This is a genomic window from Paenibacillus cisolokensis, from assembly GCF_018403665.1.
GTDB classification, from domain to species: Bacteria; Bacillota; Bacilli; order Paenibacillales; family Paenibacillaceae; genus Paenibacillus_AH; species Paenibacillus_AH cisolokensis.
This window is the reverse complement of sequence record NZ_BOVJ01000064.1, coordinates 1-18,600: the sequence shown is the minus strand read 5'-3', so window position 1 is coordinate 18,600 and position 18,600 is coordinate 1. Positions and strand designations below refer to the sequence as shown.

Genomic DNA, 18,600 nt, shown 5'->3' with positions numbered 1-18,600 from the left:
CCGACGGCCGAAGTACTGCTGGACGCCGGACACGGCGGAATTGACGGCGGGGCTTCTTACGGCGGCGTGCTGGAAAAAACATCAATCTCGCGATCGCCAAAAAGGTTTACCTGCTTCTTAACAGCGAAGGCATTCCGACCGTGCTGAATCGGACCGGCGATTACGCCTTGAGCGACGACAACCGCTGGCATGCGAGCCGCTCGCGGCACCGGCGCGATCTGAGCCAAAGAAGACAGCTTACGGATGAAATCAAAGTGCAAATACTCGTCAGCCTGCACGTAAATGCCGCCAGAAAAAAAGTAAACGCGGTCCGCTCGTGCTTCACCAGGACAATGAGGAAAGCGTCAAGCTTGCAACATGCATTCAGGAGGCGCTCAATCGGCAGCAGGGCACGCGTGCGAAGCCGAAGCTCGGCAAGCCGTTCTACCTGCTTAACAGCGTCAAGCGTCCGGCCGTCATCGTGGAGATGGGCTTCATCACCAATGCCGAAGACCGCGCCATGCTCACCGACCCGCAGCAGCAAACGGCGATCGCTCAGGCGATCGTCTCCGGCATTCGCCAGTATCGCGAGCGGGCCGCCAAACAGGACTAAAGACGCAATCCTTCGGGGAAAGCCGGAAGTCCGCGCACGATGTCGGGCAGCTTGACGAAATCGGCTGTCCGCTGCAATGCCGGCAACGAGCTGCGCAGGACCTTAGATGTGTAAAGTCCCGGAGGGCCGACATGACCGATGACGACGCAATCGCTCCGGGATTGCAGCTGCCGGCTCAGCACGTTAACCTGTTTGGCGATATAGGCCGGCTTATACGAATTGTCAAGAAAGACGTTGTTGACGGCATAAGGCACCCCGATTTCGGCCGCCAGCTTCGGAATGACCGAATGTTCCGTCGTCCGGCTGTCGAGAAAGATGAGCCCCCGCTCCTTGCACACCGTCAGAACGATGCGCATGACGCGTTCGTCGGCCGTCGCTTTCGAGCCCATATGATTATTCATACCGATCGCATACGGAATATGATCGATCGCCGCTTCCACCCGCTTGCGGATTTCGCTGTCGTCAAGATCCGTCGTAATGGCGCCCGGTCCGAGCCACTCCTTCTTTCCCCGCACCGGCTCCATCGGCATATGGACGATCACATCGTGTCCGAGCCGGTGAGCCTCCTCCGCATCCGCCTTCGAGGTGGGCATAAACGGCATGACGGCGACCGTGAATTTGACCGGCAGTGCCATCATTTCCTTCGTCCCGGACATCCCGTTTCCGAAATCGTCGATCACAAGAGCGATCCGTTTGCGGACGCCGGTTTCCTTGCCGGTTTTGACGCCGGCTGGCGCCGCATCGGCCGGGAAAACAGCGGCGAAGAGCATGAAGGCGGCGCATGCCGCCATAATCGTTGCTTTTCCCCATTTTTGCGCTTTCCGTTTCATCCTGCCATAGCTCCTTTCGGTACCTTGTTTTCCTCCTCATTCTTTGTGTCAGACGGGTAAAATATGTAGCCGCAGCAAGGAGAAATCCGCCAACAGAACGGCAAATATTGACTGAAAATTAGAACTTCGTCCCGTCGCTTGACGGCCCGCCGGAGCGCATGCTAAGATAACTATCGTGATTGCGATACGATATGCGGTCGTGGCGGAATTGGCAGACGCGCTAGATTCAGGTTCTAGTGGTAGCAATACCGTGGAGGTTCAAGTCCTCTCGACCGCACCATATTGCATCCCAGACGATGACGAACAAGCCTTCAACCTGATTCGCTCCGCTTGACCGGACACTCATGGTTGAAGGTTTTTTAGTTGCAGAGATTCAAAACCGTTTATGCCAAATCGAAAAAAACAATTGACACGATTGAAGATACTGTGGTAACTTGCATTTATATCCATTTGACTTTAACGGAAAGGAGCAGGACTGTCATGAAAGCGATCAACGTATTTATTTCATTAGGGCATCTTCACGACTCGGCCCGCAATTTCATACTCCCTAACGTGACGGCCCTGACTCCGGATCTATCGGATTCGAACAGAGGATAACGCGACCGCTGTTCGTTTCGCGTAAACTCCGAACGAGTATTCAGGCGCATGTCACGGTTCACCGTGGCATGCGCTTTTGCTATGCAGAGCAAAGCACATCGCTTCCGGGCGGTGTGTTTTTTTGTTCGCAAAACGCCCCTGCCGAACCGTTGTCGCAATTCGAGAGAGGAGAGTTTCTGATGATTTCGGTAATGCAAAAACTCGGCTGGTTTTTCAGACTGGAGTGGAAACGGTACGCGATCGCCATTCCGCTGCTTACGATTGCGGGAATATTGGAGATCATTCCCCCGATGCTTGTCGGCCGTTCGATTGACGCCATTCAGCTGAACGATATGACATGGGAGAAGATTACCGTAACGCTGCTGCAGCTGGCGGGCATTACGATCGGTGTGTACATCATTTCCTATATATGGATATATAAATTGTTCGGCGGTTCGTTCGTGGTGGAACGGATGCTGCGTTCGCGGCTTATGCGCCATTTTCTGAAGATGACGCCGACTTTCTATGAGAAGAACCGGACGGGCGACTTGATGGCCCGGGCGACGAACGATCTGCAGGCCGTATCGATGACGGCCGGATTCGGCATTCTGACGCTGCTCGATTCGACGCTGTGGATGGCGACGCTGCTGGTGACGATGACCGTGCTGGTCTCATGGAAGCTGACGCTGGCGGCCATCCTGCCGCTGCCTATTATGGCCATTCTGGTCAGTATTTACGGCAAATGGATTCACAAGCGCTTCACGGAAGCGCAAGATGCGTTTGGCGAAATGAACGACGGCGTGCTGGAGACGGTCTCGGGCATCCGGGTCATTCGCGCTTTCACCCAGGAACGGGCTGCGGAGAAGCAGTTCGCCGACGTCACGCAAAACGTGCTGCACAAAAATCTGGCCGTCGTTCGCATCGATGCGCTATTCGAACCGACGATCAAAGTGCTGGTCGGCGTCAGTTACTTGATCGGCCTCGGTTACGGCGCGTATCTGGTGTTTCACAATGAGTTGACGATCGGCGCACTGGTCGCCTTTAACGTCTACCTCGGAATGCTGATCTGGCCAATGTTCGCCGTCGGCGAATTAATCAACATCATGCAGCGGGGCAACGCTTCGCTCGACCGGGTCTACGAAACGCTCGGATACAAGCCGGATGTGCCCGAGCCTGAGCGTGAGAATACCGAGCCGGTGGAACGGCCGGGCAGGATCGAATTCCGGAACGTGACGTTCCGCTATCCCTCCTCATCCGCCGACAATTTGACAGACGTGTCGTTCGTGCTGGAACCGGGACAGACGCTCGGCATTGCGGGACGGACCGGCAGCGGCAAATCGACACTGATCAAGCAGCTGCTGCGTGAGTATCCGCCCGGCCAGGGCTCGATCACCATTTCCGGCGTGCCCATCGAGCGGATCGATATGGATCGGCTGAAATCGTGGTACGGATATGTGCCGCAGGAGCAGTTTTTGTTCTCCCGGACGGTGAAAAGCAATATTTTGTTCGGTTCCTCCGATGCGACGGACAACGAACTGGATCATGCGCTGGCCATGTCGGCGTTCAAAAAGATCTTGCGTTTCTGCCGAACGGGCTGGAAACGTTGGTCGGCGAGAAAGGCGTAGCGTTGTCGGGAGGCCAGAAGCAGCGCGTCTCAATCGCAAGATCGCTAATCGCCAATCCGGACATTCTCATACTGGACGACGCGCTATCCGCTGTGGATGCCAGAACCGAGGCGGAAATTATCGCGAATATCCGGTCGACCCGGGCAGGCAAAACGACGTTGATCGCAACCCACCGGCTTTCCGCTATTCAGCACGCCGACCTGATCATCGTGCTGGAAGACGGCCGAATTGTCGAAAGGGGAACGCACGATGAATTGATGCGGCTGGGCGGCTGGTACAAGGAACAGTTCGAACGGCAGCAGGTGGAAGCGAAATCCGAAAGCGGGTGACATGAATGAGCATGGAAATGGAACATTATGACCTGGACGCCGACCGTACGACAATCGGCAAAGGCAAGACGGTCATGCGCCTGGTCAAATACGCGCTGCATTTTCGAACGCAGCTGTTTATTGCGTTGTTCATGCTGACCGTCGCCGTCGGCACCGACCTGGTCGGGCCGCTGGTGGCGAAACGGCTGATCGACGAGCATATATCGGGCATCGAGCGCCGGTGGTATCAGACGGAATCGGCGGGAGCCTACGCGGTAGCGTATGACGGCGCCCTGTACAAAAGGGAAGACCGCTTTGCCGACGGCGAACGCCGCGGCCCTGAAGCTCGGATTCTGCAGGTGGGACGCGATTATTATTTTATCGGGCAGCCCATCGCGGCCGACGGGGCGCGGAGCGTAACGGACGACGGCAGCGTCGCTATCGCGGCAGGCGCGGAGACGGCGGTCTACCCCGCGCAGAAATTAAGCCGGCAAGAGCTGCTGCGCTTCTTTCTTCCCGAGCTCAGCGGCATTCTCCGTCTGTGCTGGATTTATTTCGGGCTGATTCTCGTTTCGGCGGTATTTTCCTACGGACAGCGGTACTATTTGCAGGCGGCGGCCAACCGCATTATCCGCAAATTGCGCATCGATGTTTTCGGCCAGATGAACCGGCTGCCGATCCGCTATTTCGACAATCTTCCGGCCGGAAAGGTCGTCTCGCGGATTACGAACGATACGGAAACGATTCGCGAGCTGTACGTGACGGTATTGGCGAACTTTTTTACGGGTACGGTCTATATGGCGGGGATATTTGCGGCTTTGTTCATCCTCGATGTCCGGCTCGCGGCCATATGCCTGTTCATTATCCCGGTATTGGCCGTCTGGATCTATATTTACGGCAAAGCCGCCAAACGGTACAACCATACCATTCGCTCGACGATCAGCGAAATTAACGGCAGAATCAACGAGTCGATTCAGGGCATCCCGGTCATTAAAGCTTTCCGCAAGGAACGGATGATGGAAGAGGAGCTCGAGACGTTCAACAACAAGCTGTTCGACTTCAAAAACCGGCTGCTTAGTCTGAATGCGCTGACCGGCCACAATCTGGTCGGCGTCATCCGGAATATCGCATTTGTCTCCTTGATCTGGTATTTCGGAGGCGTTTCGATAAGCGGGCCGCAAGATGCCGTGACGCTTGGCGTGCTGTACGCGTTCGTCGATTATTTGAACCGTCTGTTCAACCCGATTGTCGGCATCGTGAATCAGCTGCCCAATCTGGAGACGGCGCTGGTATCCGCGGAGCGTGTATTCGTGCTGATGGACGAACCGGGTGAAGACGTATCCGATCAGGTAATGGCGCGCTATAAAGGCAACGTGAAATTCGAAAACGTCTGGTTCGCATACAAAGAGGACGAATATGTGCTGAAAGGCATTTCGTTCGAAGCGAAGCAAGGTCAGACGGTTGCGCTGGTCGGTCATACGGGCTCTGGCAAGAGCTCCATCCTCAACCTGCTCTTCCGTTTCTACGACGTCGAAAGCGGCAGCATCAAGATCGACGGCGTCGACATCCGCGACATGCCGCGGCAGACGATGCGCCGGCATATGGGCATCGTGCTGCAGGACCCGTTCTTGTTCACGGGGACGATTGCGTCCAACGTCTCGCTGAACGACCCTTCGATCTCCCGGGAACAGGTGGAGAAAGCGCTGCGTGATGTAGGCGCGGACCGGCTGCTCGGCCAGCTTCCCAAAGGAATCGACGAGCCGGTTATCGAGAAAGGCGGAACGCTGTCCGCCGGTCAGCGGCAGCTGATCTCGTTCGCCCGCGCGCTGGCGTTCGACCCGGCCATTCTCATTCTTGATGAAGCGACCTCGAATATCGATACAGAGACGGAAGCGGTCATTCAGAACGCGCTTGAAGTGGTCAAAAAAGGCCGCACGACGTTCGTCATCGCCCACCGGCTGTCGACCATCAAGAGCGCCGATCTGATCTTGGTGCTGGACCGGGGCGAAATTGTCGAGCGCGGCGATCACGACACGCTGATGAAACGGCGCGGCAAGTACTATCAGATGTATCAAATCCAGCAAGGCGAACTGGCGTCGACCGTTTGATGACGGCAAAAAGAAATTATTTATTCAAATTAATGCTTGACTCGCTACTTTTATTTGTGATATATTATTTTTGTTGACATCATTACTTCCCACACGGAAGCGAGTCATCTGCGGTCGTGGCGGAATTGGCAGACGCGCTAGATTCAGGTTCTAGTGGTGTAACAGCCGTGGAGGTTCAAGTCCTCTCGACCGCACCATATTCACAATGAACTGCTCGTAAAATTGTCCTTGCGGCGATTTACGAGCTTTTTTGTTTGCCCAGGCGAAAAAAATCGCTATTGATCATGGAATAGTAGTGTGTTACGCTACAATCAACTACTAATCAATAATTAGTACAGGAGGCCGCTATGAAGAAATCAGACTATCTGGCCATATTGAAAGAACATTTGGAAACGAAAATATCCCCCGACGAATTGGAAGACATTTTATCCGATTACGAAAGCTTCTTCCACGCCGGAATGGAGGATGGCAAAACGGAAGAGCAAATTTCCGACGAATTGGGCCCTCCTGCATTTTGGCGAAATCGTTGCTCGAAGGAAGAGAAAAAGATCAGCCGGATAAGCGTATTGCCGTTCCCGAGAAACGGTTGTTCGCGTTTCTGATCGACTCCGTCATCGCCGTCGTTCCCGTTCTTGTTCTCGCTTTCTTCGTAGGGAAGCTGTTCGCCGTCACTCCGCTTTTGTCCGTATCCTATCCGTCACCGCTGATCGGAACTGTCATTTACTCGAGCTACCCGGTATACACATCGACCTCAATAGATGTAATCGAACTGACGGAAAGCCCGGCGCCAATGAAGCAGCATGTCGGTTCCGACCGGAACGATCGAACCGGATCGCCGTCAGCCGTCATCGATAACCGCCCTTCCCCTGTCGACAGCACCCGGGATCCGATCAATCCCGCCCTCAGTTTCATAGCTGCGGTATGCATCGGTTTTTACTTGTTGTACGCTTTCGTTTGCACATTATGGTTGAAAGGTCAGACTGTCGGCAAGAAAGTCATGAACATTTATGTGCGAAAATCCGATACGGATTCGGTCAAGAGCGGCACGATCATTGTCCGGGAGGTTGTCGGCAAAATCTTGATGAACTCCATTCCCGTCATCCCTTTGATTTCGCTGTTCACGATGATATTTACCCGCGACCGCAAAACGTTGCACGATATGTTGTCGGATACCGTCGTGGCGGATAAGTAGAGGTACATGGTATGGACGCTCAACTGAAAAAAGGCGTATTGGAAATGTGCATTTTGTACAAGCTCAAGGACGAACCGTTATACGGCTATGAATTGATGAAATCGGTCCGGCTATCGTTCCCGGATGTTTACGAAGGGACGATCTACACCATATTGCGTCGGCTGAATGCCAGCGGATATGCCAGCATAACGAAAATCGAGTCTCCGAACGGCCCGGCCCGAAAATATTATCATCTGACGGAAGAAGGTCAGGCATATTTGAACCGGATGATCCGGGAGTGGAAGGAACTGGTCGAAAACGTTGCCGCCATCGGAATCCGGGTATGAAGCAAAATGCCGCCATGTTCCCGAAGCGAATATCCGGCAAAATGATTCATCGATTTCGTTATCTTGCTTTTTCATTCCAAAATGCGCGCATAATCGGCCTGCAGGGGGTATACTTGTTATCGGAGGCGAACGAATATGCAAGAGCCCGCACCTGCAACAGACGAGCAGTGGCAAGCGATCCTCAATAATGACGCTTCTTACAACGGCCAATTTTATTATGCTGTCAAATCGACAGGCATTTTCTGTTATCCGTCCTGCAAATCGAAACCGCCGAAAAGAGAAAACATCGGCATTTATTATTCGGCCGAACAAGCGCTAACCCGATTTCGCCCTTGCAAACGGTGCAAACCGACAGGACAGCGATTGCCGGATGAAGAATGGATTGCCGTCGTAACGGAGTACATCGAACGGAACTATGGCGAAAATTTAAAGCTGGAACATCTTGCAAACATTTGCCACGGTACGCCGTATCACCTGCACCGTACATTCAAAAAGGTGAAAGGAATGACGCCCGCAGCCTTCATTCAACAATTCCGCATCGATAACGCCAAGGACTTGTTGAGACGCACCGATAAAACGGTCGCAGAAGTCGGCGAATGCGTAGGTTTGCCGAATACGCCCTACTTTATTACGCTGTTCAAAAAAATGACCGGCTATACCCCGGAAAGCTACCGCAAATGGCATAAGCAGCACGCTAACCTGTAAAGGAGGCGATGAATGAATGGCACCGGACAACGGATTCATTTACTGGTCGTTACTTGCTCATGAGGAATGGAAGCTGCATCTCGCCATGACGGAAGGCGGGCTTTGCTTCGTCGGTTCAAATAACCAGCCGTTCGAGGAACTGAAAGATTGGGCATCCTCCCGTTATCCAGGCAGAACGCTGGTTCGGGATGACGAATCGCTGCGTCCCTACTCGACTGAGATCGTCGAATATTTGCAAGCAACACGCCAATCCTTTTCGTTTCCCGTTGTTTTACGGGGAACTCCCTTTCAAGAAGCGGTATGGAACGCACTTCGCCAGATTCCGTACGGACAAACCCGATCTTATTCCGATATCGCGCTGCACATTCAGAAACCGGCTTCGGTTCGCGCAGTAGGCGCCGCAATCGGGGCAAACCCCGTTTTAATTACCGTACCTTGTCATCGCGTCATCGGCAAAAACGGAGCGCTTACCGGTTACCGGGGCGGCCTGGACATGAAAACAAAATTGCTGGAACTGGAACGGACCGGTTCGCGCGGAGAGGGACAGCTTCTTCATGCCTAATAAGCCCATACGAACAAGGCATTTTGATTACGGACAAGCCGAGATCGGTTAGGTTCTATCGCCTCCCTATACTTGTGAGCCATTTGAATCGATCGGTTCGTCTCCTCCTAGGCCAAACATGAAAAAACCGCGAAACGCCTTGATTTGACAAGGCTTCTCGCGTTTTTTTCTCTAGTCGAACAGATCGCCGAGGACATCGAGCACGCTTTTTTCTTTTTATACGGATAACCGTGCTTGTCGTATTTCGATTTGCCGTGTCCGTAATGGCCGCGTTGATCGTAACCGTATCCTTGCTGGGGCGTCCCATACCCCTGCTGGGGGCCGTAGCCTGGGGGCGGACCGCCGTACGGAGCGTGTGGCGCCGCTCCCGGAGCCGCTTGCGGAGGCCGATCGTACGGCTCCTGCTCCATTCGCCCGATCTCTTCCTGCAGCTCGTGCACGCCACGCATCAGCTTGTCCAGCTCTCCCCGGTCCAGCCACACGCCCTTGCAATCCGGGCATACGTCGATCATGACGCCGTTTTTCTCGACTTCGCGCATGCGCACATCTTCACAAACCGGACATTTCATCGCAATCCCTCCTCGCTTTCATGCCCTCTTTCCTTATACGGCTCATTCGTCAAAAGGATTCGCCCGTTTTCGGAAGCCGGCTGATAAATGTAGCGTCTGCTCACTTTGACGACACGGCGGTTTGGTTTGCGGATCACGACCGACTCGTCGTCCCAGGCCACCACGATGCCGAGCACATCGTTGCTCTCGATGCCGTCCCGAACGACCCGAACCGTTTCGCCGCTTTGCCTGAACCGATCCAACTGCTCTTCGCTAACCATGCTCTTCCTCCATATTGTAAATGCGTCCCCATTGGCAAAAGGCCCCCACATCGCGCCTGACGCTTGCGATATGGGGGACTGTCGCGATTTACGCTGCCGGTCAGCGGCAGCATGGTCGAAGTGTTGCATTTTGGGAGTCTGTGCGCGAATCAGCCGACATGCTCCTTCGTGTCGTTCGTTTCATACCATTCGTCCAGCACGCGGGAAGACATGACGCGATTCGAAACATACTCCGCCTGCTTGTCCGTAAACTGGTGCCGCCATTCGATGCCAAGCTCTTCGCAAAGCTTGACGACCGTCAGCAGCTCGGACCAGGCTACGTAACGCTTATACCAGAAGAACTGCGGATGCTCGATCATATAAGGGTACAAATCGTCGAATTCGGTGTGCTTGCAATCCAGCGCACGCTCGAAGTGAATTTTGGCATCCGACAGTTTGGACTCAAAAAACTCGCGGTTTGCAATAGCCATTTTGTGCGCCTCCCCTCTGCTTACTTTATATTATAAAGGAAATGATCCGGCAGCGAAAGATCGATCAGCCGCCGCCCGTTCAGGCAAACGTGATGGTTCCGTTGTCGAGCGAGGCGATTTTGACCAGCGAATCGACTCGGATTCCTTGTTCGCGCAATGTTCTCGCGCCGGATTGGAACGTCTTTTCGATGACGACCCCGATTCCTGCCAGCTCAGCGCCGGAGCGTTTAATAATTTTAATGAGCCCCCGGGCCGCGTCTCCGTTCGCAATGATGTCGTCAATGAACAATACCCGGTCCCCATCGTGAAGAAACTTTTTGGACACCATAATGTCGGTCACGATGCCTTGCGTAAAAGAGGGTACCCGTTCGCAATACGATTCCGGATCGGCGATGAGCGTCTTCTTCCGGCGCGCGAACAGCAGCGGAACGCCAAGCGCCTGAGCGGTCGCGAAGGCGATCGGAATGCCGGACGATTCCAGCGTGACAACCTTCGTGATCTTCTCCCCCTCATAAAGCCGGGCAAATTGCTGCCCCATCTCCGTCGTCAATACCGGATCGACCTGATGATTCAGCAGCGCATCCAGTCTCAACACATCGCTGCTGATGACCGACGCCTCCTGTAAAATTCTCTTCTTGAGCGTCTCCATATGACCCCTCCACACAAAATCTTATTCGTTACATTACCACAGCCGGCGGAACTTTCGCAAGCGCGGAGCAGAAGCCCGAAAATGCCGGCTTGTCATGCCCGTCCATTCACGGACATACCTTGTATAGTACAAGGCTTTCGAAAGCGGGGGCGGGAAATGAAAAGGACGGGCAAAGTATTGCAAATCGCATTTACCTATATCGGCACGATCGTCGGCGCCGGGTTTGCGACAGGGCAGGAAATTTTGCAGTTTTTCACCCGTTTCGGACATTGGGGGACGTTCACCATTGCGGTGGCGACGCTGCTGTTTATCTGGCTCGGCACCAAAATGATGGTGCTCGCGGGAGAAATTCAGGCCAAGTCTTACGAGGATTTGAACAAAGCGCTGTTCGGCGAGCGGGCCGGCCGCCTCGTCAGCCTTTTTATGATGGTCATTCTGCTCGGGGTCATTGCCGTCATGATGGCGGGAGCCGGATCGATCTTTTACGAGCATTGGAACATCTCGTATGTCTCTGGACTGCTCATTACGATAGCCGGCTGTTATGTGCTGCTGCGCAAAGGCATGAAATCGATACTGACCGTCAACACCATTGTCGTACCGCTTATGCTGCTGTTTACCGTGATCGTCCTGGCCGACGCAATCGCATCCCCCGGCTCGAGCCGATGGTTGACGATCAAGACCGATCTGTCGCCGTGGGCCGCCTGGGCTGCGCCTTTTCTGTACGCCGCCTTCAACTTGTCGATGTCTCAAGCCGTTCTCGTGCCGCTCGGCGCCCAGATCGGCGACCGGAAGACGATTGTGGCGGGGGCCTGGATTGGCGGAATCGGGATCGGCTTTATGCTGCTGGCCGGCCATATCGCCTTGTCGATGCATATGCCCGGCGTTCAGCAATTCGCCATCCCGATGGGCGGCATTGCCCGCGGGCTGGGCCAGGGCTTGCAATGGATTTATACCGCTTTGATCTTCGCGGAAATTTTCACGACCTTGATCGCCGACATCTACGGCCTGTCACTGCAGCTGCAGGAACGGCTGAAATGGCCGCGCAACTTGCTGACGGCGATCATTCTCCTGATCTGCTTTTTTGCCAGCCGGATCGGCTTCGAGCCTCTATTGTCCACCCTCTATCCGCTGTTCGGCCTCTTCAGCCTCGGGTGGCTTGCCTTGATCATCCGGCAACGGACGGAAGCGAAAGGGACGCCTACCGGGCGCAACTAGTCGCCCAAGAGACGCCCCTGGAAGCGGTCTGGCAAACGAATGGGTCCGGAAAACCCGGTGTCAGGAATCGGGCTTCATCTCCGCGTACACCTGCTTCAGCTGGTTAATAACGCGTTGCAGCGAATATTCTTTCTTCGCTCTTTCCCATGCCGAGCGCGCCAGATTATAGCGGAAGGCCGGATCGGTAACGACCTTCACCAGCGCTTCGCATAACGCGTCGGGATCGTCGGGCGGAACGAGCAGTCCGTTCTCGCCATCCGTAATTTGCTCCGCTATCCCCCCGACATTCGTTCCGACGAGCGCCAGCCAACAAAGCGCCGCCTCGGCAAATACCGAACCGAACGCTTCCGCCCGGGAAGGAAGCACGAATATATCGAAGAACGGCATGAATTGTTCGGGGTGCAGCATATAACCGTAAAAATAATATCATCGTACAGACCGAGCGACACCGCGAGCTGCTCCAACTCTTTGCGAATCGGTCCGTCGCCGATAATATGGAGCATGAACGGATGCCCCTGGCTCTTCAGCTTGGCGCAGGCATGCAGCAAAACGTCGAGCCCTTTGGCGGGAACGAGACGGCAAACGGTAATGAGCTGCGGCACTTCGTTCTCATGCGCAACCGGCTTGAACCGTCTTTCGTCGAAGCCGTTCGGGATGACCTGAATGCGCTCAGCATCCTGTACGTAAGGAGCCAGGTACGAGCGGAACGAATGGGAAACGGTCAGCAGCCGGTCGGCCTTCGCCTCCAGCTCGCCATAGAGCGACGTCAAAACCGGTGCGCGGCATCGCCTTCGCGGATTTTGCCGTTCAAAATCAGCTCGCGTTCGTAGCTGGAGTGGATCGTCACCGCCAGCGGCGTATCGGGAAAAAGCCGTTTCATGGATAGCGCGGCGATCGGATGATGGGCATGAATGAGGTCGTAATTTTGCTGGATACGCAGCCGTGTCCACCACAAATAGTCGCGAAACGTCTGCATATATTTGTCGACGACCGGATCACCGGCAAAAGCGGCCGCATCGAACGTTTCGAATGCAATTTCCTCATGCCCTTTTCCTCTGACCCGCTTGGGCAAAGAGAACAAATCCATCTTCCAGCCTGCCTTATTGAACCGCTCCCGGATGTACGGAACCATGGACGACACCCCGCCGGGCTGCTCCGGCGGAAAAACAACGCTTGCAGGATGTTCAAAAGCTGACCTCCTAAAGACTTTGCGGAGCAAAGTCACTTCGTAAGCATAAGCTTAGACTTTTCGAAGAAAAGTCACATCGTAAGCATAAGCTTAGACTTTTCGAAGAAAAGTCACTTCGTAAGCATAAGCTTAGACTTTTCGAAGAAAAGTCACTTCATAAGCTTGAGTCCGGGCTTCGGGCTTGGCTATCGTGAAATCAAACGCTGTGCTGCAACCCGTTCCTTCATATATTATAAGACTTTGCCGCGAGAAAAAGTACCCCCGCCGCTGCCGGCAACTTGTCGTTCGCTTACGCCGCCGTCCCTGTTGCCGTTCGTTCGAGACGCCGCCTTCAAGCGGCGCCCGCCTTATCGCCTTTGCGCCGGCTTGATCCGCTTGAGCGCATACAGCTCGTCGTCCAGCGACTGGCTGCGTTCCGCGATCAATACGCGCGCGTCTTCCACACCCTGGTTGTACGCGTACGGACCGATCTCGCCGAGCATCCAGTCGAGCAGCTGCTCGGCAGCCAGCCGGCCGATCGTCTCCGACCTTTCTTCTTCAAAATAGAGCCTGATACGCTCGATTAGCGCCTCTTTCTCTTCGCGGGGCAGTTTGAATACCATACCGTTATTCGCCTCCCGACAATTCCCTGCAATACTTGCGGGCGGCTAGTTCCGTCCCGCGTCAAGCGCGAGCTCGCCTTTCAGCACTGTGACCGCTTCCCCGATCAGCTTCACTCTGTCGCCCGCGTCGATGACGCGCAAAAATCCTCCGCGACTCGACGCCTGATAAGCGGTCATCTCCGTTCGCCTAAGCCGCTTGGACCAATAAGGGGTCAGCGCGCAATGGGCGGAACCCGTAACGGGATCTTCGGGCACGCCCAATGCCGGGTAGAACGCCCGGGAGACGAAATCGTAACCGGCCCCCGCATCGGCCCGCGCTGTCACGACGACGCCCCGCGCCGTCAGCGCACTCAGCAGGGCGCTGTCCGGCTTCAATTCGCGCACCGCGCGCTCGCTTTCCACCTCTATGAGATAATCCATCCGGTTGCGTCCCGTAAAGCGCGGAATCAAGCCGAGCGCTTCGATCAATTCGTCCGGCGCCTTGTCCGGCGTAACCGGTTCGGAAGGAAAATCGAGCATGATCCCCTTGCCGTCCCGCACGGCGGTCAGCATGCCGCTCAACGTGCTGAAGCGCGCTGCCGCCTTGCCGTCCAGTTGTCCGGTTTCCCACAGGAAGTGGGCGGCGGCCAGCGTCGCGTGACCGCAAAGCTCCACTTCCGCTTTCGGCATAAACCAGCGAAGCGAATAATGGTCCCCTGCCGGAACGAGAAACGCCGTCTCCGACAAATTCATCTCCGCCGCAATAAGCTGCATTCGCTCGTCGTCAAGCGGCTTCTCCGTAAAACAAACAGCCGCCGGGTTTCCTTTGAAAGGCTCGGCGGTAAACGCATCGATAATATGAATCGTACCGTTATTCATAACTTCTCCCCTTCGGGCGTCCGCTTGGACGGCCCGGACTTCTTCATCGATCACTTGATTGGAATATACAATTCAACCGGCACTTCTTCCAGATGCTCGTCGATATAGAATACTTCGATCGAAACGGCATTCTCCAGCTTTTCCAGCTTCATCTCTTTCATCCATATGAACAACTGGTCGTAGGCTTCTCCGATTCGTTTATTGGTGCAAGTAGTCATCGCATAGCGATGCTCCGGGATGGTAAACTGCACCATGCCCGGCGGGACAACTTCCAAACGGCGCGTTTCATAGCAGGCCCAATAGGTGGCGAATACCTCGTTGCCGAAATATGGGCTGTAGAGCGCGGGCGACTTGATTGCGGAGCCGAGCTCGTGTTTTCGGGCGATAAACTCGGTCTGCAAACGGATCGCCTCGTCCGGAAGCGTCGAGAACGGCCCGCAGTAACTGATACCGACCAGGTTTATAGCAGGTTTGTTCACGATCGTGCATAGATCCAACATGCTTATCCCCCTTCGTACAGTTCGCGAGGCATGTACGCCATGAATGGCGCTTCTTTCTCAGTTTATCACGATTGTCCGCCAATGGCACAATTTTAAAACGGATTTTCCTACATTTTTTCAATTCATAACAAATTACAACCAACCGATCAATTCCCGAAGACTCTTCGTTTTGCGAAGCGGCACCGCCGAAATCGCGTTGTCCCAGGGCTGATTGCGCTCAAACCAGACCGTATGCAGGCCTGCCTCGCAGGCGCCGGCCATGTCGTTGCGCGGATGATCGCCGATGTATAGCGCGCGTTCCGGCAGCACATCCAGGAGGGACAGCGCCAGCCGGAAAATCGCCGGATCGGGTTTGCGGATGCCGACATCCCCGGACACGACAACCGCACCGAACCGAGCCCGGATGCCGAGACGATCGATTTTGCGATTTTGCACGTCGCTGCCCCCGTTCGTTATAAGGCCGAGCCTGTATCTTTCCCCGCAATAATCCAGCAGCTCTTCGGCCGCTTCCATCAGCGTCGCCTGCTCCGGATAGTGCCGCGAATAGAAAGCGAACAGTTCGTCGGCCGCCGGCGCTCCGGCCCACGACAGCATGTCCGGCAGCTCGCGAAACAGCTCGTGCTTATCTTTGTACCCGTCCATATCCGCAGCCCGGAGCTGCCCGGCGATGAACCGGTGCCTTTCGGGCGTTTCCCCGGGAAAATAATGCCGGGCCAGCATTTCCGCAAAGACGTCGAAGCTTCGGTCCCTGTCCAGCAGCGTATTATCCAGATCGAACAAAACCGCATCCAGCTTCCGTTGCATCATCGCTCACCCCGGTCGAGTCGTTTAATATGGTCGGCCAGCAGATAAAGCTCCGCCAGTTCTTCGCGGCCGTCGGCCCGGAACCGTCGGATCGCCTCGCTGACAGGCACAATCGCCACTTCCGCCACCTGCTCCCCATCCGGCGGGTTGGTCGGCTCGCCGACCGGATTGACGGTGCCGTAGCCGACGCACCGGACGAACCGCGGATGAGGAAGATGGGGCCGGTAAGGCTGAGGCGACGAGGAAAGTTACGAGCTCCGAGCCGATTTCTTCCCGCACTTCCCGCCGCAGTGCGTCCATATACCGCTCGCCCGGCTCCAACGTTCCGCCGACGCATTCCCAGCGGCCGCTTGTGAGACGGATCAGAACGCATGCCTCCCCGACGAACGGAACGATCGTCACATTGCCGACCATCGGCGAATCTTCTTCCTGCACAACCGGAACGAGGCGCGCATGCACGGGGCCCCAATCGACGCCGCGGCTTAACACCGGATATTTCCCGCTGTCCCATGTCGGATTCATCGTTATCCCCTCTCCCCAAATCCGTTTACTTACCGACCATCTTGAAAGAAAATGTCGAAAATCTGAGCGGCATACTGTCGAAAGCGCGGCGGTTGTGGCGTACGTTGCGGTTCCCCGGGAAATGAACGGCGGCGCTATTACCCGGCGGTGCGCCCGATCCGGACCGGCGAATGCGGCCGGGAGCGGCCGGATGGGCATGGAATCACCGTCCGGCCTGCTACTCCGCAAGCTCGATCCTGACGCCCGCCTCCTCGCATGCGCCGGCCAGCGGCTCTTCCGGCATGCTGTCCGTCCAAATCCGGCTGGCGGCGGCAAGCGGCGCGAAAGAGGCGAGCGACCGGACGCCGAATTTCGTACTGTCGGCCACGACGTTCATTTCCGCCGACCGGCTAGCCGCGAGCCGCTTCACTTCCGCTTCGTACAGATTGGAATTGCTGAAGCCGTGACCTGCGCTGATGCCGGTCGTTCCGAGGAACGCACGGTCGAACGCCATGTCATTTATACATTGCGCCGCCAGCGGACCGACGAGCGAATTGGTCGCTTCGACCAGCATCCCCCCGGTGACGACCGTCGGAATCTGCTTGTTCAGAAGCTCCGCCGCAATATTGAGCGCATTGGTCACGACCGTAATCTTCATCCCGTGCGGCAAACATTTGGCCACTTGCAACGTCGTCGTACCGCCGTCGATGAAGATGGACTCCCCCGGCCGAATCGACGCCGCTGCGCTCCGGCCGATGCGCAGTTTCGCCTCCATGTTCAGAACGGACCGATCCTGCAAGGCCAGGTCTTGACCGATGTGGATCGCACCGCCGAACGTCCGTTTCACGGTTCCGGTTTCCTCCAGTTTCTCCAGATCCCGCCTGATCGTCATTTCCGTCACCCGGAAGCGTTCGCTCAATTCGGATATTTTCACTTCTTTCTCCAGCATCAGCCGTTCCAGAATTAGACGCTGCCTTGCATTCAACTCGAAGGCGTCCGGTTCAAGCATTTTCAACCCCCTGCTTTACAATAAAAGAAAATACTATTTTTTCTTATTGTATACAAACGAACATTCGATTTGCAAAACGAACATTTCAAACCCGGCCCGGATCGGGCGCCGGAGCGTGCGGCAAAGTGCCGCCTCCTTCACCGAGCTCGCGCTGCATCATAACCGTATCCACCCAACGGCCAAATTTGAAGCCAACATTCGTCAGCGTGCCGATCGTCCGAAAACCGAGCTTCTTGTGAAGCGCGATCGAGGCTTCGTTCGCACTGTCCCCAATGACGGCGATCATCTGGCGCCATGGCCCCGCCTCGCAACGTTCGATCAGATGGCGGAGCAGCTCGCTTCCGATTCCCCGTCCGCCCCATCCGTCCTCGACATAGACCGAATTCTCCACCGTAAACCGAAACGCCGACCGCGTCCGGAACGATGACGCATAGCTGTACCCGACAATTCGGCCGTCGATTTCGGCGACGAGAAACGGCAAGCCGAGTCCGAGCACTTGCTTGCGGCGGGCCGCCATCTCCGGCACATCCGGCGGCACCTCTTCGAAAGTGGCCAGTCCATGCCGCACATGACAGGCATAAATCCGCTGGATAGCGGGCATATCTTCCTCGTTTGCATCTCGAATGATCACGGTACCGAACCTTCCTTCTCTATGATGCTTTTTCGTTAAAATTCTTCCTTCCATTATAGCAGGGACGAATGTTGCGACGACAGCGATTTATCTTTAATAGCATAAATCATTTATAAGATTAACAACCTGGCCGCATCGATGCCGCAAAACGAAGTGACTGTCTCAAGTGGCTGTGTCAAGTGGCTGTGTCAAGTGGCTGTCTCAAGTGACTGTCTCAAGTGACCGTCTCAAGTGGCTGTCTCAAGTGAATGTCTCCAACGAAGTGGCTGTCTCACATGTTCATGGCTCATTTGTCAGCTTGGTGTGCGAGGGATATTCGATAAGTTTTCCCCGGCTCAAAACCAATATTGCAAAAGTGCAATTTTTTCCACTATTAACAGCCCGAACGCTCAAATTCCTGCGATAATACAGTATTTTCGGCCTCCAAGCGGCGTGTAAGGCGGAAGTGATCAAAAAATCCTGCACTTTCGCAGTAATTTGAGCCAAAGACATCTGTCGGGGGCAAAAATCCTGCACTTT

At 55.3% G+C, this 18,600-nt stretch carries 19 protein-coding genes, 2 tRNA genes and 4 pseudogenes; 12 read left to right on the top strand and 13 right to left on the bottom strand.

Features of this window, described 5'->3' with window-relative positions:
• Positions 1-80 precede the first annotated feature (80 nt).
• Positions 81-302: pseudogene (locus PACILC2_RS28545) on the top strand (N-acetylmuramoyl-L-alanine amidase); the annotation flags it as partial.
• Positions 303-316: 14 nt separating this feature from the next.
• Entirely contained in the window at positions 317-592 is a 276-nt protein-coding gene (locus PACILC2_RS28540; protein ID WP_307860473.1) for an N-acetylmuramoyl-L-alanine amidase family protein, read from the top strand.
• Here PACILC2_RS28540 and PACILC2_RS09300 read toward each other — a convergent pair.
• Positions 589-1,422: a divergent polysaccharide deacetylase family protein gene (locus PACILC2_RS09300; RefSeq protein WP_244863377.1), complete on the bottom strand. Its 834-nt coding sequence runs from the start codon at positions 1,420-1,422 to the stop codon at positions 589-591. The two genes, PACILC2_RS28540 and PACILC2_RS09300, sit on opposite strands and share 4 nt — an antisense overlap.
• A 193-nt stretch (positions 1,423-1,615) precedes the next feature.
• Here PACILC2_RS09300 and PACILC2_RS09295 point away from each other — a divergent pair.
• The 9 genes and pseudogenes from PACILC2_RS09295 (at position 1,616) to PACILC2_RS09255 (ending at position 8,824) form a co-directional block, all read left to right on the top strand.
• Positions 1,616-1,702, top strand: a tRNA-Leu gene (locus PACILC2_RS09295).
• A 496-nt stretch (positions 1,703-2,198) separates the two neighbouring features.
• Positions 2,199-3,952 (top strand): annotated as a pseudogene (locus PACILC2_RS09290) (ABC transporter ATP-binding protein).
• A gap of 11 nt (positions 3,953-3,963) precedes the next feature.
• Entirely contained in the window at positions 3,964-6,039 is a 2,076-nt protein-coding gene (locus PACILC2_RS09285; protein WP_280515299.1) for an ABC transporter ATP-binding protein, read from the top strand.
• A gap of 110 nt (positions 6,040-6,149) precedes the next feature.
• Positions 6,150-6,236 (top strand) — tRNA-Leu (locus PACILC2_RS09280).
• 150 nt (positions 6,237-6,386) lie between these two features.
• Entirely contained in the window at positions 6,387-6,641 is a 255-nt protein-coding gene (locus PACILC2_RS29285; protein ID WP_213528629.1) for a DUF1700 domain-containing protein, read from the top strand.
• Positions 6,554-7,231, top strand: a complete 678-nt coding sequence (locus PACILC2_RS09270) for an RDD family protein (RefSeq protein ID WP_244863376.1) — start codon at positions 6,554-6,556, stop codon at positions 7,229-7,231. The genes PACILC2_RS29285 and PACILC2_RS09270 overlap by 88 nt, the downstream gene beginning before the upstream one ends.
• A gap of 11 nt (positions 7,232-7,242) precedes the next feature.
• The gene (locus PACILC2_RS09265; protein ID WP_213528627.1) at positions 7,243-7,557 is read left to right on the top strand and encodes a PadR family transcriptional regulator; all 315 of its coding nucleotides are present in this window, start codon (positions 7,243-7,245) and stop codon (positions 7,555-7,557) included.
• 135 nt (positions 7,558-7,692) lie between these two features.
• A complete protein-coding gene (locus tag PACILC2_RS09260; RefSeq protein WP_213528625.1) occupies positions 7,693-8,262 on the top strand; it encodes a bifunctional transcriptional activator/DNA repair enzyme AdaA in 570 nt (189 codons plus the stop codon).
• Positions 8,263-8,278: 16 nt separating this feature from the next.
• On the top strand, positions 8,279-8,824 hold the full coding sequence (locus PACILC2_RS09255) for a methylated-DNA--[protein]-cysteine S-methyltransferase (protein WP_213528624.1): 546 nt from the start codon (positions 8,279-8,281) through the stop codon (positions 8,822-8,824).
• 107 nt (positions 8,825-8,931) lie between these two features.
• Here the strand turns inward: PACILC2_RS09255 and PACILC2_RS29280 are convergent, their stop codons facing one another.
• The 4 genes from PACILC2_RS29280 to PACILC2_RS09235 all read right to left on the bottom strand — a co-directional run bounded on the left by PACILC2_RS29280 (position 8,932) and on the right by PACILC2_RS09235 (position 10,772).
• Positions 8,932-9,393, bottom strand: coding sequence for a TFIIB-type zinc ribbon-containing protein (locus tag PACILC2_RS29280; RefSeq protein WP_372447090.1), 462 nt, complete (start codon positions 9,391-9,393; stop codon positions 8,932-8,934).
• The gene (locus tag PACILC2_RS09245; protein WP_244863375.1) at positions 9,390-9,653 is read right to left on the bottom strand and encodes a hypothetical protein; all 264 of its coding nucleotides are present in this window, start codon (positions 9,651-9,653) and stop codon (positions 9,390-9,392) included. Before PACILC2_RS09245 ends, PACILC2_RS29280 begins: the two co-directional genes overlap by 4 nt.
• A gap of 149 nt (positions 9,654-9,802) precedes the next feature.
• Positions 9,803-10,123 (bottom strand): hypothetical protein, encoded by a 321-nt coding sequence (locus PACILC2_RS09240; RefSeq protein ID WP_062493425.1) that lies wholly within the window; start codon positions 10,121-10,123, stop codon positions 9,803-9,805.
• Positions 10,124-10,202: 79 nt separating this feature from the next.
• Entirely contained in the window at positions 10,203-10,772 is a 570-nt protein-coding gene (locus PACILC2_RS09235) for a xanthine phosphoribosyltransferase (protein ID WP_062493427.1), read from the bottom strand.
• Between the two features lie 156 nt (positions 10,773-10,928).
• Here PACILC2_RS09235 and PACILC2_RS09230 point away from each other — a divergent pair, with 156 nt between their 5' ends.
• A complete protein-coding gene (locus PACILC2_RS09230; RefSeq protein WP_213528623.1) occupies positions 10,929-11,987 on the top strand; it encodes a YkvI family membrane protein in 1,059 nt (352 codons plus the stop codon).
• 60 nt (positions 11,988-12,047) lie between these two features.
• Here the strand turns inward: PACILC2_RS09230 and PACILC2_RS09225 are convergent.
• The 8 genes and pseudogenes from PACILC2_RS09225 to PACILC2_RS09190 form a co-directional block, all read right to left on the bottom strand.
• Positions 12,048-13,175: pseudogene (locus PACILC2_RS09225) on the bottom strand (glycosyltransferase family 4 protein).
• Positions 13,176-13,523: 348 nt separating this feature from the next.
• Positions 13,524-13,778 carry a DUF2164 domain-containing protein gene (locus PACILC2_RS09220; RefSeq protein WP_213528622.1) on the bottom strand — a complete coding sequence of 85 codons (255 nt, stop codon included), beginning with the start codon at positions 13,776-13,778 and terminating at the stop codon, positions 13,524-13,526.
• A 45-nt stretch (positions 13,779-13,823) separates the two neighbouring features.
• Positions 13,824-14,636, bottom strand: coding sequence for a PhzF family phenazine biosynthesis protein (locus PACILC2_RS09215; protein WP_213528621.1), 813 nt, complete (start codon positions 14,634-14,636; stop codon positions 13,824-13,826).
• 50 nt (positions 14,637-14,686) lie between these two features.
• Positions 14,687-15,136 (bottom strand): GyrI-like domain-containing protein, encoded by a 450-nt coding sequence (locus PACILC2_RS09210; RefSeq protein ID WP_235593167.1) that lies wholly within the window; start codon positions 15,134-15,136, stop codon positions 14,687-14,689.
• 132 nt (positions 15,137-15,268) lie between these two features.
• Entirely contained in the window at positions 15,269-15,943 is a 675-nt protein-coding gene (locus PACILC2_RS09205) for an HAD family hydrolase (RefSeq protein ID WP_213528620.1), read from the bottom strand.
• 297 nt (positions 15,944-16,240) lie between these two features.
• A pseudogene (locus tag PACILC2_RS26650) lies at positions 16,241-16,354 on the bottom strand (NUDIX hydrolase); the annotation flags it as partial.
• 325 nt (positions 16,355-16,679) lie between these two features.
• Positions 16,680-17,450 (bottom strand): DeoR/GlpR family DNA-binding transcription regulator, encoded by a 771-nt coding sequence (locus tag PACILC2_RS09195; RefSeq protein ID WP_213528619.1) that lies wholly within the window; start codon positions 17,448-17,450, stop codon positions 16,680-16,682.
• Between the two features lie 85 nt (positions 17,451-17,535).
• A complete protein-coding gene (locus tag PACILC2_RS09190) occupies positions 17,536-18,081 on the bottom strand; it encodes a GNAT family N-acetyltransferase (protein ID WP_213528618.1) in 546 nt (181 codons plus the stop codon).
• Between the last annotated feature and the right edge of the window lie 519 nt (positions 18,082-18,600).